The organism is Maricaulis sp., assembly GCF_048270265.1.
Taxonomy (GTDB): domain Bacteria; phylum Pseudomonadota; class Alphaproteobacteria; order Caulobacterales; family Maricaulaceae; genus Maricaulis.
The window spans coordinates 1-14908 of the sequence record NZ_JBLWTD010000010.1; the positions used below are offsets into that span (position 1 = coordinate 1).

Below are 14908 nucleotides of genomic sequence, written 5' to 3' on the forward strand. Positions count from 1 at the left end.
AGACGAAGCCATAGCCCGGCGAATCCTGCGGGATCAGTCCGATATTCGAGGCGATGATCGCGAACAGGATCGCCCAGACGGCCCCGGTCAGCAGGGCGCCGATCCGGGTCTTTTCCATCAGGAAGCCGGCGGCCGCGATGACGAACAGGCCTGCAATGGCGGCGACGGCATTATCAGCCGGAATCAAGGACATGCGCATTCCCCCAAAGAGTGTCTTGACCCCGGCCCGAGCCAGGGCGGCAATGCCCGGAACACCTTGCCGGGCCTGCCGCCCAAGCCGCCACCAGTCTTGCCGGCACCACAGGCATGGACGAGGTGCCGTGCCGGTAGTCCCGTAACAGTGGCGGGCCGGTCAGACCGCCTAGCCCTCGGTCGGTTTGGGCAGAAGGTCCATCGCAACGGCCGTGCTGGCCTCGATCGCCATGGTGATGCTGGTCTGTGGATCATCGGGGGCGAAGAGCGGCGAGTGATTGGATGGCGCCGCGATGCCCTGCTGCGCATAGGCCGCCAGCTGTTCCCGCGTGGTGCCGCCAACCCAGAACATGAAGCTCGGAATCGCTGCCTCGGTGCGGTGATATTGGGCGAAATCCTCGCCCCCCATCACCGGGTCGGCCTCGGTCACCGAGTCACTGCCGAAACGCGCCCGCATGGCCGAGACAGCGCGCGCCGTCAGGGCCGGATCGTTGTACATGGCCGGCGTATAGGGTTCCTCGACCTCGACATCGGGATACTCGTCCGGTGTCAGGCCATAGGAAGCCGCCTGGGCATGGGCGATACGCTCGATGCCGGTCAGCAGATGGTCACGGACCTCGTCGGTATAGGAACGCACGGTCAGCTGGAGGTGAACCTCGTCGCTGATGATGTTGTGCTTGGTTCCGCCATGGATCGCGCCAACGGTGATGACGCCGGGATCAAGCGGCGAAAGCTCGCGCGAGATCAGCGACTGCAGCGCGACAATGATCTGGGCCGACAGATAGACCGGATCCTTCGTCGCCTGGGGATAGGCGCCGTGCCCGCCGCGGCCGTGGACGGTGATATCGACCGAGTCGACATTCGCCATGGCATAGCCGGGGGCGTAGGTGATGTGCCCGGAGGGAATGCCGGAGAAAGTGTGGAAGGAGAGGTTGAAGTCAGGCTGCGGGAAGCGCTCGAACAGACCATCCTCGATCATCATGCCGGCACCGAGACCGATCTCTTCGGCCGGTTGGCCGACCAGGACCAGTGTTCCCGACCAGTCATCGCGCCGATCCATCATCTGGCGCGCCGTGCCGACCAGCGCCGTCATATGGGTGTCGTGGGCACAGGCATGCATGACATGGCTTTCCAGCCCGCGCCGGTCGATGCCGGTCACGGTGGAGGCATAGGGAACGTCCGTCTGCTCCTCGAGCGGCAGGCCATCCATATCGGCGCGCATCATCACGGTCGGCCCTTCGCCATTGACCAGCACGGCAACAAGCCCGGTGCCGCCGACCCCTTCGGTGACTTCATAGCCCAGGGCCCGCAATTCACTGGCGAGCCGGGCCGCCGTCTCCACTTCCATCAGCGACAATTCGGGATTGGCGTGGAAGTGCTCGTAGAGGGATTGCAGATTGGCGGTGTAGTCCGCAGCGATGGAGGCACGCAGGGCGTCATCGCCGGGCGCAACCACCACAGGCGCGACGGTGTCCACGGCGGCGGCATCGGATGGTGTTGCAGCATCATTGGCCGTCTCGGAGGACGGCTGGGTGCAGCCCATCAGGGCCAGAGCCGCGACGGCACTCAAAAATTGGCGTTTCATATCGGTCCAGTCCCCATGATCTTCAGTTGCCCCTATTCGACCCGCGACTCGCGATGAGGTCAATCACTCATCGGGGATTTGCGCGGCTGTGCCACACCCAGCAAGCGCTCATAACGTGCCGCGACATGGCTGAGGTCGATCTCGTTGAGGAAGGTGGAATAGGCCAGATAGGAGAGGAGGTAGCGCAGATCCGTCGCCCAGGGCGGCATGAAGGCGGGTTCCGCGACCAGCCCCTGCTCACGCAGCATTTTCATCGCCTCCAGATCAGCCAGGTCGATCTTGCCGACAAAGAGCAGGCGGATGAAGGCCGGATCCCCGGCCCTCACCGCGGTGCGCAGATAGTTGTGCACCTCCAGCAGGCCGCCGAGATAGATCGAGTCCTTGGTGCAAGGCGCACCGCCGCCCACCAGGCCGCCGCGCACGACCCGGCGCGCATTCTCGAAGGCCTCGATTGGCGCGTCATGGACACCGCGCTCGCGGAAGAAATTGAACAGCTCGATGAAATCGGCACCTTCGGCCGCCATGTCGATGGCGATGGTGCGGTCGGCCAGACGGCGGAAGCGGCGCGGATCGAGCGCCCCGGAGATGAATTCGGCAAAGACCGCCAGACCTTCCTGGGTGCGGGCATTGCCGGGATGCGCCTCGCCCAGGATCGGGAAGCGGTTCTGGGCGGCGCCATTCATATTGGTGGCGATATGGATCAACGCCTCATGCTGCAGCAGCTGGATCACGTCGAGATCGGAGAAGGCCGCATCAGCGCGCAGCTTGATATAGTCACGCCCGGCCGCCGCCTTGGCCGATACATTCAGCGTCACCTCGACCTGCGGCGCATAGATGCCGAAATGGCGCGGCAATTCGGCATCGAGCCGGGCTTTCAGCTCACCGGCGGTCAGCCTTTCCGGCGGTTCCAGCCGGATACTGCCCTCCTCGAAATCGGCCAGCAGCGTGTCGAGCCGGTGGGCGAGATCGAGGGCATTGCGCTTGCCATCGGCGATCGGGGTCCGGGGATCGCCATACAGGGCGCGCGAATGCTCATGGAAGGCTCTGGTGCCCGTATTGGCCAGCAGGGCCGCAGTTTCCGCCGTCGTGTCCGCAAGCCGCCGCAACCAGTCATGCACCGGACTGTCACCAGCGATCAGCGCCCGCGCCGCCGCCACGCGCTCCAGAGAGGGCGCCGGGTCGATGCGCGGATAGACAGGTTTCGGCAATTCGCGCGCGCCGGCCGCAAAGAAGGCGTCGGCATGGGAGCGGTCCCAGGCGATGGTCCTGAGGACGGGCAAACGGTCTTCGGCCTCAAGCAACAGCCAGGCCGCGCGCGACAGGCGCTCGACCTCAGCCTCTGCCAGCGCGCCGGACATCAGTTCACACGCCGCGCCCGTGCCGGAATATGGCAGGCCTCGATCACCGCTGGCGGCGTCTCGAAAAAGAAGTCGGCCGTGCGATTGCGCCGCGCCGTCTTGAGGTCGAAAAAGGCCTGGCCATCAGTGCGCATGATCTCGTAGGCCGGGCGCTCCGCCTCGGGCAGGTCGGCAGCGATGCGCATCGACAGGATCGGATCGCGCTGCGCCGGATCGGCGATGACGCCGGAATTGGCCATCGGGTCACCGCGCGTGAGCGCCTGGACATGATCCATGCCGTCGATCACGCGTCCGAACACGCTCATGATGCGGTCGAGATGGCGCGGCCCCTGCCCGATCACGATGTAGAATTCGACATCGCCGGTATCGGGACCATTATCGCGGGCCATCGCCACGGTTCCCGGGCAATGGATCAGCCAGGTTTCGCTGCCATCGGCTGTCTGCGCCGCCGGAAAACCGTTCACATGCCCGACCACGGGCGCGTAGAGATCGTCGTCAATCATCGGCGTGAAAACGATACCGGCGCTGGGACGGTAGAACTCGCCCGCGAGCACGGGATATTGCGGCAGCTCCACCGAATCCGCCTCCTCGCCGCGTCCGCCCTGGGCAACGAAGCCATCGATCACGCGATAGAAGTCACGCCCATCGAAAAATCCGTCGCGGACGGCCTGGCGCATGCGCGCTGCGTGATTGGGTGCGAACTCGTCGGAGAGTTCAACCGTGATCATGCCATGGCGCGTCTCGATCAGAAGCAGGTCTTCCGGATCCGCCAGCCGCCAGTCGGGGATGCCGGTGAAATCTGGCATTTCGATCTCGGCCATCGCCTGATCGGCTTCGTCAGGACCGAATTGCGCCTCATCAAGCGCGGTGCGATCCCCCTGCGGCGAACACGCCGCCAGCGCCAGCATCGACAATCCCAGAACCAGACCACGCATCACAATCTCCCGCTGCAGCATCAGTCCTCGGCCCCGCCGAAGCGCTGCGTCCATTCGGCGATATCGTCTTCCTCGATCTTCTTGAACAAGACCTCGGGCGGCTCGACCGAAAGCCCGACCGGCATCGCCGTCAGCATCGCCTTGGCATCGCCCTTCGGCCAGCTGCGGTGCTCGTCCGGAATGCTCAGCGCATCGAGAATGACCTTGGCGGAAACCGGGATGATCGGCTGGGCGACGATGGCCATGATGCCCATGAAATTGAGCGCCGTGCGCACGCCGATTGCGGCGCCTTCCGGGTCGGTCTTGAACTTGGTCCAGGGCTCGGCGCGGGTGAGGTATTCATTGCCGAGTGCCCACAGGCCGCGCACTTCGGCCGCTGCCTTGCGGAACTCCATCGCCTCGAAATTGGCCGCAGCCGCTTCCAGCCGGACGTTCATTTCGGCCGCCAGCCAGTCCTCGTTTTCGCCCCATGTCCCGCCGGCAGGCACCACGGCCTCGAAGCGCGACTTGTTGAAGCGCAGGACGCGATTGACGTAATTGCCCAGCACATCGGCCAGGTCCTTGTTGATCACCGACTGGAAATGCTCCCAGGTGAAGGCTGAGTCCGAGCCTTCCGGCGCATTCGCCGTGAGATACCAGCGCCAGTAGTCGCCGGGCATGATCTCGAGCGCCTTGTCCATGAAGACGCCGCGCTTTTCCGAGGTCGAGAACTTGCCGCCATACCAGGTCAGCCAGTTGAAGGCCTTGAGCTTGTCGACCGTCTTCCAGGGCTCTTCCGAACCGAGAATGGTCGCCGGGAAACTCACCGTATGGAAGGCGACATTATCCTTGCCCATGAACTGGACATAGGTGACGTCATCAGCGCCCTTGTCGGTGCGCCACCAGCTCTCCCAGTCGGCCTGGTTGAGCGCGGCCCATTCGGCCGTCGCACCGAGATAGCCGATCGGCGCGTCGAACCAGACATAGAAGACCTTGTTTTCGAAGCCCTCGCGCGGCGCGCCATGGCGGGTGACCGGCACGCCCCATTTCAGGTCGCGGGTGATCGCCCGGTCTCTCAGGCCTTCATCAAGCCATTTATAGGCGATGGACTTGGCCAGGGAGGGCCAGCCGGTGGCGGCGTCGACCCAAGCGCGAATGCGATCCGCCATCTTGGTCTGCATCAGGTGAAGATGCTTGGTGCCGCGCACTTCGAGATTCTTCGAGCCGGAAACCTTGGAATAGGGCTCGATCAGATCGGTCGGCTCCAGCAGGCGGCCGCAGCTGTCACACTGGTCGCCACGGGCGCGCTCGAAACCGCAATGCGGACAGGTGCCCTCGACATAGCGATCGGGCAGGAAGCGGTCATCATCGATCGAGAAGATCTGGTGTTCGAGCACTTCCTCGATCAGCCCCTTGTCCTCGAGCACATCGGCGAAATGCTGCGTCAGCCGGGCGGTTTCCGGATTGGAGGTGCGGCCGAAATAATCATAGCTCAGCGAGAAACCCTCGCCGGAGCGTTTCTGGATCTCGTGCTGTTCGTCGCAATAGGTGCGCACATCCATGCCCGCCTCGCTCGCGGCCAGTTCGGCCGGCGTACCGTGCTCGTCGGTGGCGCAGATATACAGGACCTCATGGCCGGCCAGCCGTTGGAAGCGCGCATAGACATCGGCCGGCAGCATCGAGCCCGCCAGATTGCCGAGATGTTTGACCCCGTTGATATAGGGCAAGGCGCTGGTGATCAGGATACGGGCCATGGTTGGTGCTTCTTCTTTGCGGCGGAATTCGTGTATGTCTATTCGCCTGAAGCGCGAGGATCAAAACCCGCGCGCAGGACGCGCAGACATAGCCGTCCTTACAAGGGGAGGAAATACCCAATGCCGCGCATATTCGGTCTCAACATCATCGCCGTGCTGGTTTCAGCCATCGCACTCTTTTTCGTCGGCTTCCTGTTTTACGGCGTGCTCTTCACCGATCTCTGGGTCGGCCTGCACGACTTCACCGATGCCCAGATGCTCGCCGCAGACGAGAACATGGCCGCCGGCATGCTGCACGGCTTCCTGCTCTCGCTGGTCACCGCCATCTTCATCGGCCTGGCGCTGGAGCGCTTCGGCGGCGATGGCATGATGTCCGCGATCAAGAGCGCCGTCCTCCTCTGGGCCGGTTTCGCCGCAACAACGCTGGCCTATGGCTTCGTCTATGCGATGCAGCCCTTCATGCTGTTCGTGCTCGACGCCTCGCACCTTCTGGTCGGCTTCATCGTCGTCGCCATCGTGCAGACAGCGCTCGATGGCGTCGCCGTCAAATCCGAATACGCCTGATACCTGGCGCGCGCAGTCGAGCCGGCTGCGCGCGCAGGCCACCAGAATGACCGGCCCCCAGCCCCGCCGGGCGGTGGTCGCTAAAGCCCCGTCACGATCGTGCCCGCGACCACGGCCAGGCTCGCCGCCAGCCCGACAGCCGGCACCCAGAGCGGTACGCGAAAGCTTCCCGGCGCGCCCGGCACCTGGCGCAGGCGCAGGGCCAGCAGCGCCCCGTTGACCAGCGAGAAGACCAGAAGGGTCACAGTCGAGGCAGCAATGGCCAGCGGGCCCAGGGCTCCGGAAAGGGCCAGCAGGGCGACAATGCCGCCCGCCACCAGCGTCGCGACCACCGGCGTGCGGCGCCCCGGATGCACCATGCCCAGCACAGCCGGAGCCAGGGCGCGGCCGGCCAGGCCGTAGAGCACCCGCGCCACCATCACGATCTGGACCAGGGCGCCATTGACCATGGCCAGCAGGGCGATCAGGGCAATGCCGCGGCCATCGAGCCCCGTCGCCTGTTCGAACACGGCGGCCAGCGGCCCGCCCTCGCTCGCCAGCACCTCCGGCGGCAGCGCCCGCACCGAGACCCAGGCCACCGCCAGATAGATCACCGCCGAGACCGAGAGCGTGATCAGGATCGCCAGCGGCAAGGTCCGGCGCGGGCGTTTGACCTCCTCGGCCATGTTGGCGATGTCCTCGAAACCGATAAAGGCGAAGAAGGCCATCACACTGGCACCAAACAGGCCTGCCCAGGGCACCGGGCCGAAATCGGCCGGCGCCGGTGCCGCGATGGCGCCGGGCGCGGCGACCGCGATGATCAGGATCAGTCCGCCAGCCTCGACCAGGGTAATCGCCCCGGCAATCCAGACTGAGGCCCGAACGCCCCAGCTCGCCACCGCGACCAGCACGATCAGGGCGCCGGAAATGGCGATCCAGCCGGGCACCGGCGCCAGCGCGCCGAGATAGCCGGCAAAGCCGTGCAGGACGACGGCCGAGGAAATCGAGCCCGACAGGGCAACCCCATAGCCTGCCGCCGCCGTCAGCCAGCGTCGCCGGAAACCGTAATCGACATAGGCCGCCTCGCCGGCACTTTCCGGATAGCGCGAGCCGAGCTCGGCATAGGACAGGCCGGTGAAGGCCGCCAGCGTGCCCGCGAGGAGAAAGGCCAGGGGCGCATACAGTCCCGCCAGGCCCGCAATCTCGCCGACCAGCGCATAAATTCCCGCCCCCAGCGTGACGCCGATTCCGTACAGACAAAGGCCGGGCAGTCCGATCACGCGCTTGAGCTGGCTCATGCCAAGCGCTTAGCACTGCACGCATTGCAGCGAAACCTTGTGGGATGCTCCGGCTGCGGCTATCAGAGCGCCAGACGATCGAAATCGGGCCGGCTTAGCTCAGCTGGTAGAGCACCTGATTTGTAATCAGGGGGTCGGGGGTTCGAGTCCCTCAGCCGGCACCATTTTGATCTTGGCGGGCTCGCGGCGGCGCCCGGTTTTTGACAGGGCTCTCCCCGCAAACCTTACCCCTCGATGTTTCCGAAGGCACCGGTCCGTTGCGGACCGTGTCCGGGTTTGCGCTGCTGCTGGCGGCGCGGCGCGTTCGGGCATCCCGACAACGAATGGGACATCCAATCATGACGCGTCACCTGGTTCTGCTTGCCGGCCTCGCCGGTCTTCTGGCGCTGCAGGCATGCGAAGCCATTCAGCCGGAACACGCGCCGCCCGGGCAGGTCCGGGAAATCTCCTGGTCCGATGGCGATAGCGGCCATATCGACGGGGAACGCTTTCGTCTCGCCGATATCGATGCACCGGAAACAGGAACGGTCGGCTCAAGGAGCGGGGCACGATGCGAACTTGAGCGTCAACGGGGCCGCGAGGCCAAGGCCTGGATGGTCAGTCTCACCCGCAGCGCCGTTGTCACCATCACCGGCGATCATGGCGCGGACCGCTATGGCCGGCGCGTCTTGCGGCTCTCGGTCGACGGCGAGGATCTGGCCCGCACCGGCATCACCGCCGGGTATCTGCAGGCCTGGCCTCATCGCAATGGACGGGCCCAGACGCCGAAGCCGGACTGGTGCGGCAATGCCCGCTGAAGACCGGATTTGAGACCGCCTCAGCCTTCGCGGTAGGGATCGGCCTGGCTTTCGAACAGCTCTGCATAGAGCCCGCCCATCGCGACAAGCGCATCATGGGTGCCCGCCTCGATCAGCCTGCCCTTGTCGAGCACGATAATCTGGTCGGCACCGCGCAGATTGGACAGGCGGTGCGAAATCAGGATCACGGATTTGCCGTCGAGCGGGCGCTGCATGAATTCGGCTTCAGCCGCCGGGTCCATGGCGGCCGTGGGTTCATCGAGAATCAGGATGTCGGCCTGTTCATTGAGATAGGCACGGGCCATCGCGAGGCGCTGCCACTGCCCGCCGGAGAGATCATGGCCATCAATGAAATGGCGCGAGAGGCGGGTATCAAGCCCGTCCGGCAATTCGCCGATCAGCTCCTCGGCGAGGCCGAGCCGCGCGGCCTTGCGAATATCGGCCTCATCAATCTTGGCCAGGGCCAGGCCGGCGGCAATATTGTCGCGCGCGCTCAGCTTGTAGTTCATAAAGGGCTGGAACATCACGCCCAGCCGCCTGTGCAACGCCGCGTGCTGCCACTGCCGCAGATCGAGACCGTCGAGGGTAACGCGGCCGCTATCGGGCGCGTAGAGGCCGGTGACAAGCTTGACCAGGGTCGTCTTGCCCGACCCGTTGGCCCCGACAATGCCAAGCCGGGCGCCGTGGGGCAGATGGAAACTGACCGAGTCCAAAGCCGGGCGCTTGCGGCCGGGATAGCTGAAACTGACATTCTCGAAGCGCAGCCCGTCGGCCGGATCGGGGCCCTCGGTGGCACCGCCGGTGCGGTCCTCCTCGGGCAATTCCATCACCGCAAACAGATTGGCGACATAGAGCAGGTCCTCGACGACACCATTGAAGGCCGCCAGCAGGGAGGACACATTGGCCTGGCCCTGTTTGAGCAGGCCGACCAGCATGGTCATCTGGCCGAGACTGATCGCACCGCCGATCGTCACCCAGACAATCCAGACCTTGCCGCCAAGAAACACGGCCGAACTGAGCACACCGAGCGCCGCCGCGATCCAGGCCTGGCGGGCATGCAGGGCCGTGTCGGCGCCGTGCAGGCTTTCAAACAGATCGCCATAGCGGCGCAGCAATTCATCACCGAAGCCGAAATGCAGCCGCTCGCGCGCGGCGGCCTCGGTGGTGATCAGGCTCTCCAGATAGCTGCGCTCGCGCATTTGCGGCGAGCGGCCGGTATAGAAACGGTAGGCGGTGCCGGCAAAGCGCAGATTGCCGATGAAGAGCGGCAGACCGCCGGCAACGACCAGCAGGAACAACCAGGCCGAAAAACCCCAGAGCAAGGCCGCCACCGAGATCAGGGTCAGGAATTGCTGGGCACCATCGAACAGGCGGTTGACGAGATTGTAGGGGCGGCTGGCCGCATATTGCCGCGCCAGCAGCAATTGCTGCTGGATCGCCGCGTCCTCGACCTGCGCCAGCGACAGCGCCGCCGATTTGCGCAGGATGATCGAGGTGACGGCGAAACCCAGCTCGGCGTGCAGGCGGGTCTTGTAGAAGACCAGCAAGCGGCGCGCAGCGAGCAGCAGCGCCAGGGCAGCGGCTTCAGCCGTGACCCAGATCAGCGCCAGATCGCGATCCCCGGCGGCGGCGCTGTCCATGGCGGTCACGACCCCGTCGATCACCAGTTTGGACAGGTAGAGCGCCAGCGCCGGCAGCAGCGCGACGAACACGGTCAGCGCCGCGATCAGCAATGTCAGCGAGCGGCTTGTCGACCAGGTAATGCCGAATGTGCGCCAGGCATGGCCCAGCGCAAGGGCAAAGCCGGGCCCCGGCGGCGGCACGGCAGCGTCTGGGTCACCGGTTTGCGCCATTGAAATCTAGGCCACGCGGACCGATTGCGACTCCGCCTCGCTCTTGCCGGTCATGGTCGCCGAAAGCACGGCGCCATTATGCGGAAAGGGAGCCGCCGGAATCGGACGTTCCAGGAAGCTCGACAGCTTGCTGAAACCCTCTCCGGAACAGATATCGATGACCAGAAGGTCATCGGGCCGGTCCTTGAAATATTCCATCACCGAACGGACGTGCTGGTCATAGACGTGGGAGAAGCGCTCCGGGTCGAAATTGTAGCAACCATAGACCGCGGCGCGCAGGAACTGGCGCATGCGCAGATGCACTTCCTCGTCAGGATCGTCGAAATCCTTGAAGGCCGGGCGGTTGTACCAATGGCGCGCACAGGAGGCGAGCCAGTCATCCTTGTCGCGGACGGTGAGGATGAATTTGCTGCCCGGATAGAGCTTGTCGAAATGCGGGTAGAAGGGAATGGTGGTGATGTCTGTCAGCCCGTCGAGATCGCGGAGCAGGGTCAGGTCATACTGGGCATTGGCCAGTTCAACATAGGTGTCCTCGTCAATCGGATAGTGCGAGCAGTCGAAGCCGAGCATTTGCAGAGCGCTGGTCAGGCTGCGCGTACCGGTCCGGCTGAGACCGAGACCGAAGACTTTCGGTTTGGCAGCGTTCTGGCCATAGGCGATGCGATTGCGATTGCTTGCCAACCAGGCGTCGAGTTCCTCGCGGCTGAAATCCGGCTTCTCGGCAATCCCCATCCGCGCCAGCTCGGCCGTCGCATGCCGGGGCAGCGCCTCGATGAAATCATGCACTTCCTGCGGCGACGCGCTCGCGGGCACGGATGTTTCCGCGAAGGACACGGCATGACGGGCAATCGTCAGATCGCACATCACGCCCTCTTCGGTCTTCCAGCTGCGCATCGCGCGCTCCAGCCGCTGGCGCTGGACCTTGGTCCGGCTGCGCAGCTGGCGCAGGGCGTATTTCATGAAGACGTGGTGATAGGACTGAAAGTGATCGTGCAGGATGTCGAAATTGCGGAACTGCTTGCTCGATCCCATCGGCTTCATCGCCAGATTGCGCAGGCGCGATTCCGGACGCAGCACGTATTTGAGGTCGTTCTCGGGCACTTTCGTCGCCGCCATCGCCCGCACCACATCGATACGGGTGATATGGACACCGCAATGCAGCCGGCCGCGGAAACGGTCGCTGACATAGGAATCGACATAGGGCGCATCGCAGGCATCGATGAAGGCGCGCATATCCTCGAGGATCAGGCAGTCGGCATCGACATAGACGACGTAATCGCAGTCATGATTGATGGCGAGCATCTGGTTGACGCATTCGGTGAAGGGCCGGACGTCATCGAGAATGAAGGTGTTTTCGGGCCGGATATGCTCCTGCGCCAGGGCCAGGGCGACGTCGCGCGTGCGCTCGTCAATCTGCCGGAAAACAAGGTCAACTTTTGCCATAATCTGCTCAGACTCCAACACTGAACTGTGCGTTCAAGGCTCCGGCAAGCTGTTCGAACAAGGCCAGGTGGGCCGGGTCGAGTTCCTGCTTCCATCGCAAATCGAGCTCAATCCCGCCGGAATGATTCTCGTAATAACCACTTGTCCGGTCGGTCAGGCTGACGAAGGCCTCGTCCGGATCGTCGAACCGCGTTTTGGCGGCAATGAACTGTGTACCGCTATTGCCGCCCAGCACGTGATGCGACTGCTCGGCAAAGCGCAGCATCGACGGCTCGAATTCAATCTGCATCAGGTCACAGACCCGGCGCACTTCCGTCTCGGTCTGCGTCGACAGCAACTCATAGCTGATCTGCAATTTTGGCCCCTCAAACGCGTCGAACAGGGCCTGGCTCAGCGCCATCTTTCCCATCCACTGCCGGATCTGTGCCTCGGCACCGCGTTCCGGGTATTTCCTGATCCGGGAATTGACCACCGCACGTCCGTCCCGGGTCAGGAAGATCAGGCAAGCCTGCCGCCCCGACGCGTTCATTTCGGCGGCCCGCGCCTCGATCCAGGCTTCATCTTTTGTCGAGTCGATGATGACTGGGCGATGAACGTGCGCCGCAACCTGTTCATAAAGCGGGCGGTCGCGATCCCAGCGAAACCCGGCCCAGACCTCGCAATCCTCGCCGCATATCTTGCAGACACGCTTGCGCAGGGGTTTGTTCTCGTCACCGAGATTACGGATCTTGGCACCCTCCCCGACATAGAATGCCTGTGAGTGGCTGCCCAGAATCATGCCCAGGAGCGTCGATCCGGAATGACCGGCACCGCACATCAAGGCTGCCTTCAGATCGCCCGGCTCCGTCATCGTATCACCTTGATGGGCCAAATCAGCCTCGTCCAAGCCCCATGGCCCGAACGAGCGATGTGGAACTCCAAATTCTGGCATACTGCAAGCGGAATTGCATATCCCTCAGTGCCCGCACCTCAAGGCCGAGGGTGGCATCCTGCCACATGGCCTTGCCAGCCGGGTGCGGTATGGAAGACTCTCGCGTGCCAAGTGGAGACTCTGCATGACCCGTTACCTGCTGCCCATTCTCGCCGCCTTGACCCTGAGCGCCTGCGGCGACGGGTCTGACCCGCAGGTCACGCCGAGTGCCGGCGCGCAATCTCCCGCAAGCCAGCCCCCAGCTCCAGCCCCCGGGACAGGCTCGGCGCCCGTCCAGCTGGCCGCCTTGCCCAGTGGCCCCGATCTCGCCAATGGCCAGCGCCAGTTCCGGCGTTGCCAGTCCTGCCACACCATGACCGAGGGCGGGCGTCACACGGTGGGGCCGAATCTCTACGGCGTGCTTTCACGCCCGGCGGCCAGCGCGCCAGGCTTCAGCTATTCCCGCGCGCTGCGCGAATCGGGCCTGAACTGGGACCGGGAGACGCTCGACGCCTGGATCGAAAACCCGCGTCTCCTCGTGCCGGGCAACCGGATGAGTTTTGTCGGCTTGCGCAATGCCGAGGATCGCCGCGACGTCATCGCCTATATCGCCTCGGAAACCGGTGGGCATCCGGAGCATGACGAACACCATGAGCGCGGCGAGCACGGGGATCGGGACGGGCACGGCGACGACGACTAGAAGCGCCGCCAGACGGACAGGAAAACCGAACGCTCCGCAATCGAGTTGCGGCCGGCTGGCGTCAGGGCGGCGCCCAGATGGTATTCCAGCCCGCCGATATCACGCCCGATCGAGAGCTGCAGCTTGTGCTGCTCGAATTCGCGTACGCCCGGGCGCGGCGCGTCCAGGCTCCAGACCGAGAAAGACTGGGCGATCACGTGCCAGCGGTCGCGCGGCTGCCAGCCGACGGTCAGGTCCAGCCGCGCTTCATCGGAGTATTCATCTTCGCGCGACCGATAGGCGAGCTGGGCATCGGCGAAGACATCACGCGCCAGATTGCTGCCCCAGAGCAAACGCCCCTCCCAGGCATTGCCACCATCACCCAGCGGTTGATCGGAAATGTTCTCGCCCTCTCCGGGCAGGATGGCCATCGCCTGCACCGACAGCACCTGGCGATCACCGGCCCTCAACACGCGGCGCAGGCCCAGCTCGCTGGCCGCGAAGCCCTCCGCGCTGTCGAAGTCAGGACCACTGCGGCGCTCGACGGTCTGCCAGGCCAGACGCGAGACCAGGGTGAGGCGCTCACTCAGCCCGTATTCGAGATACAGCGCGAGCTCGTCCTTATAGAAATACCCGTCATCGCGCCGCTCACCCTCGGCATCAAAGCTGGTCTCGGCGCGATCAAGCAGAGTGGTGGAGATCAGAAGCCCCTCGCCGCGCGGCTGCGGCCAGGCTCCGGCATCGGCCGGAACCGTGACTGCAGCCAGCGCAAGCGATGCTATCAGGTATCGAAGCCAGGGCTTTCGCGGCGGACGCGGTCGAGCAAGGCAGCCCAGGCAATTTCCTTGAAGAACTCGTTGCTGGAGATCTCCGAGGATTGCCCGAATACCCGATCCTGCATCTTCTGATCCCATTCGATCAGCTCTCCGCCGGCCTGTGCCATGACCTGAATCCGGCACGCACGTTCAAGTAGGTATATACGAATATACGCGCTAAACGGGTGATCGCCAACCGACAAGGTGCCGTGGCTGGACAGAATCATGAGATTCTTGGTGCCGAGATCGGCGACGAGGCGTTGTTTTTCATCCGCTTCCAGCGCGATGCCTTCATAGCCATGATAGGCCACATCATTGAAAACATTCATCGCCAGCTGGGAAATCGGCCGCAGCCCGCCCTTCTGTGCCGCCACGGCGACGCCGGCATCGGAATGAAGGTGAAGCGCGACCTGGACGTCCTCGCGCGCGGCATGGATGGCCGAGTGGATGGTAAAGCCGGCCGGATTGATGCCGTAGCGTGACGGCGGCAGCACATTGCCCTCGAGATCGACCTTCACCAGATTTGAGGCGGTGACATCCTCATAGAGCAGGCCGAAGGGATTGAGCAGGAAATGCTCGTCCGGGCCGGGCACACGCATCGAGATGTGGGTGAAGAACAGATCGTCCCACCCGTGCATGCGTACCAGACGGTACAGCGCCGCGAGATCGCAACGCGCCTTCCATTCCTCGGCCGATACCTGGTCCTGAACCGAGATTGTCGCTTGGTCGTCCATTCTTACCTCCCGCAAGGTCTTTCGATTTTATGG

At 64.1% G+C, this 14908-nt stretch carries 12 protein-coding genes, 1 tRNA gene and 1 pseudogene; 4 read left to right on the top strand and 10 right to left on the bottom strand.

What is annotated here, in order from left to right; genetic code table 11:
* The 5 genes and pseudogenes from ACN0YF_RS07245 to metG form a co-directional block, all read right to left on the bottom strand.
* Positions 1-193: pseudogene (locus ACN0YF_RS07245) on the bottom strand (hypothetical protein); the annotation flags it as partial.
* 168 nt (positions 194-361) lie between these two features.
* Positions 362-1777 carry a M20 metallopeptidase family protein gene (locus ACN0YF_RS07250; protein ID WP_417493871.1) on the bottom strand — a complete coding sequence of 472 codons (1416 nt, stop codon included), beginning with the start codon at positions 1775-1777 and terminating at the stop codon, positions 362-364.
* Between the two features lie 59 nt (positions 1778-1836).
* Positions 1837-3135, bottom strand: a complete 1299-nt coding sequence (locus tag ACN0YF_RS07255; protein ID WP_417493872.1) for a flavohemoglobin expression-modulating QEGLA motif protein — start codon at positions 3133-3135, stop codon at positions 1837-1839.
* Positions 3135-4070 carry a peptidylprolyl isomerase gene (locus ACN0YF_RS07260; protein WP_417493873.1) on the bottom strand — a complete coding sequence of 312 codons (936 nt, stop codon included), beginning with the start codon at positions 4068-4070 and terminating at the stop codon, positions 3135-3137. The genes ACN0YF_RS07255 and ACN0YF_RS07260 overlap by 1 nt, the downstream gene beginning before the upstream one ends.
* A gap of 20 nt (positions 4071-4090) precedes the next feature.
* Positions 4091-5803: a methionine--tRNA ligase gene (metG, locus tag ACN0YF_RS07265; protein ID WP_417493874.1), complete on the bottom strand. Its 1713-nt coding sequence runs from the start codon at positions 5801-5803 to the stop codon at positions 4091-4093.
* 120 nt (positions 5804-5923) lie between these two features.
* Here metG and ACN0YF_RS07270 point away from each other — a divergent pair, with 120 nt between their 5' ends.
* Positions 5924-6367 carry a DUF1761 domain-containing protein gene (locus ACN0YF_RS07270; RefSeq protein WP_417483190.1) on the top strand — a complete coding sequence of 148 codons (444 nt, stop codon included), beginning with the start codon at positions 5924-5926 and terminating at the stop codon, positions 6365-6367.
* An 80-nt stretch (positions 6368-6447) separates the two neighbouring features.
* On the opposite strand, the gene ACN0YF_RS07275 is transcribed toward ACN0YF_RS07270, so the two are convergent.
* Positions 6448-7644, bottom strand: a complete 1197-nt coding sequence (locus ACN0YF_RS07275; protein WP_417493875.1) for an APC family permease — start codon at positions 7642-7644, stop codon at positions 6448-6450.
* Between the two features lie 88 nt (positions 7645-7732).
* Between ACN0YF_RS07275 and ACN0YF_RS07280 the strand changes: the two genes are divergently transcribed.
* Together ACN0YF_RS07280 and ACN0YF_RS07285 are read left to right on the top strand one after the other, a co-directional pair.
* Positions 7733-7808, top strand: a tRNA-Thr gene (locus tag ACN0YF_RS07280).
* 174 nt (positions 7809-7982) lie between these two features.
* Positions 7983-8441, top strand: coding sequence for a thermonuclease family protein (locus tag ACN0YF_RS07285; RefSeq protein WP_417493876.1), 459 nt, complete (start codon positions 7983-7985; stop codon positions 8439-8441).
* Positions 8442-8461: 20 nt separating this feature from the next.
* Here the strand turns inward: ACN0YF_RS07285 and ACN0YF_RS07290 are convergent, their stop codons facing one another.
* The 3 genes from ACN0YF_RS07290 to ACN0YF_RS07300 are packed head-to-tail and all read right to left on the bottom strand — an operon-like array spanning position 8462 to position 12587.
* Entirely contained in the window at positions 8462-10294 is a 1833-nt protein-coding gene (locus tag ACN0YF_RS07290) for an ABC transporter ATP-binding protein (RefSeq protein WP_417493877.1), read from the bottom strand.
* 6 nt (positions 10295-10300) lie between these two features.
* Positions 10301-11737: a sulfotransferase family protein gene (locus tag ACN0YF_RS07295; protein WP_417483181.1), complete on the bottom strand. Its 1437-nt coding sequence runs from the start codon at positions 11735-11737 to the stop codon at positions 10301-10303.
* A 7-nt stretch (positions 11738-11744) separates the two neighbouring features.
* Positions 11745-12587 carry a sulfotransferase gene (locus ACN0YF_RS07300; RefSeq protein ID WP_417493878.1) on the bottom strand — a complete coding sequence of 281 codons (843 nt, stop codon included), beginning with the start codon at positions 12585-12587 and terminating at the stop codon, positions 11745-11747.
* A gap of 205 nt (positions 12588-12792) precedes the next feature.
* Between ACN0YF_RS07300 and ACN0YF_RS07305 the strand changes: the two genes are divergently transcribed.
* Entirely contained in the window at positions 12793-13347 is a 555-nt protein-coding gene (locus tag ACN0YF_RS07305) for a c-type cytochrome (protein ID WP_417493879.1), read from the top strand.
* 760 nt (positions 13348-14107) lie between these two features.
* Here ACN0YF_RS07305 and ACN0YF_RS07310 read toward each other — a convergent pair.
* Entirely contained in the window at positions 14108-14875 is a 768-nt protein-coding gene (locus ACN0YF_RS07310; RefSeq protein WP_417483178.1) for a class II aldolase/adducin family protein, read from the bottom strand.
* Positions 14876-14908 lie beyond the last annotated feature (33 nt).

What these genes read in the sequence shown, in the direction of transcription:
- ACN0YF_RS07250 (WP_417493871.1), bottom strand. Translation starts at nt 1,777, where the DNA reads ATGAAACGCCAATTTTTGAGTGCCGTCGCGGCTCTGGCCCTGATGGGC.
- ACN0YF_RS07255 (WP_417493872.1), bottom strand. Translation starts at nt 3,135, where the DNA reads ATGTCCGGCGCGCTGGCAGAGGCTGAGGTCGAGCGCCTGTCGCGCGCG.
- ACN0YF_RS07260 (WP_417493873.1), bottom strand. Translation starts at nt 4,070, where the DNA reads ATGCGTGGTCTGGTTCTGGGATTGTCGATGCTGGCGCTGGCGGCGTGT.
- metG (WP_417493874.1), bottom strand. Translation starts at nt 5,803, where the DNA reads ATGGCCCGTATCCTGATCACCAGCGCCTTGCCCTATATCAACGGGGTC.
- ACN0YF_RS07270 (WP_417483190.1), top strand. Translation starts at nt 5,924, where the DNA reads ATGCCGCGCATATTCGGTCTCAACATCATCGCCGTGCTGGTTTCAGCC.
- ACN0YF_RS07275 (WP_417493875.1), bottom strand. Translation starts at nt 7,644, where the DNA reads ATGAGCCAGCTCAAGCGCGTGATCGGACTGCCCGGCCTTTGTCTGTAC.
- ACN0YF_RS07285 (WP_417493876.1), top strand. Translation starts at nt 7,983, where the DNA reads ATGACGCGTCACCTGGTTCTGCTTGCCGGCCTCGCCGGTCTTCTGGCG.
- ACN0YF_RS07290 (WP_417493877.1), bottom strand. Translation starts at nt 10,294, where the DNA reads ATGGCGCAAACCGGTGACCCAGACGCTGCCGTGCCGCCGCCGGGGCCC.
- ACN0YF_RS07295 (WP_417483181.1), bottom strand. Translation starts at nt 11,737, where the DNA reads ATGGCAAAAGTTGACCTTGTTTTCCGGCAGATTGACGAGCGCACGCGC.
- ACN0YF_RS07300 (WP_417493878.1), bottom strand. Translation starts at nt 12,587, where the DNA reads ATGACGGAGCCGGGCGATCTGAAGGCAGCCTTGATGTGCGGTGCCGGT.
- ACN0YF_RS07305 (WP_417493879.1), top strand. Translation starts at nt 12,793, where the DNA reads ATGACCCGTTACCTGCTGCCCATTCTCGCCGCCTTGACCCTGAGCGCC.
- ACN0YF_RS07310 (WP_417483178.1), bottom strand. Translation starts at nt 14,875, where the DNA reads ATGGACGACCAAGCGACAATCTCGGTTCAGGACCAGGTATCGGCCGAG.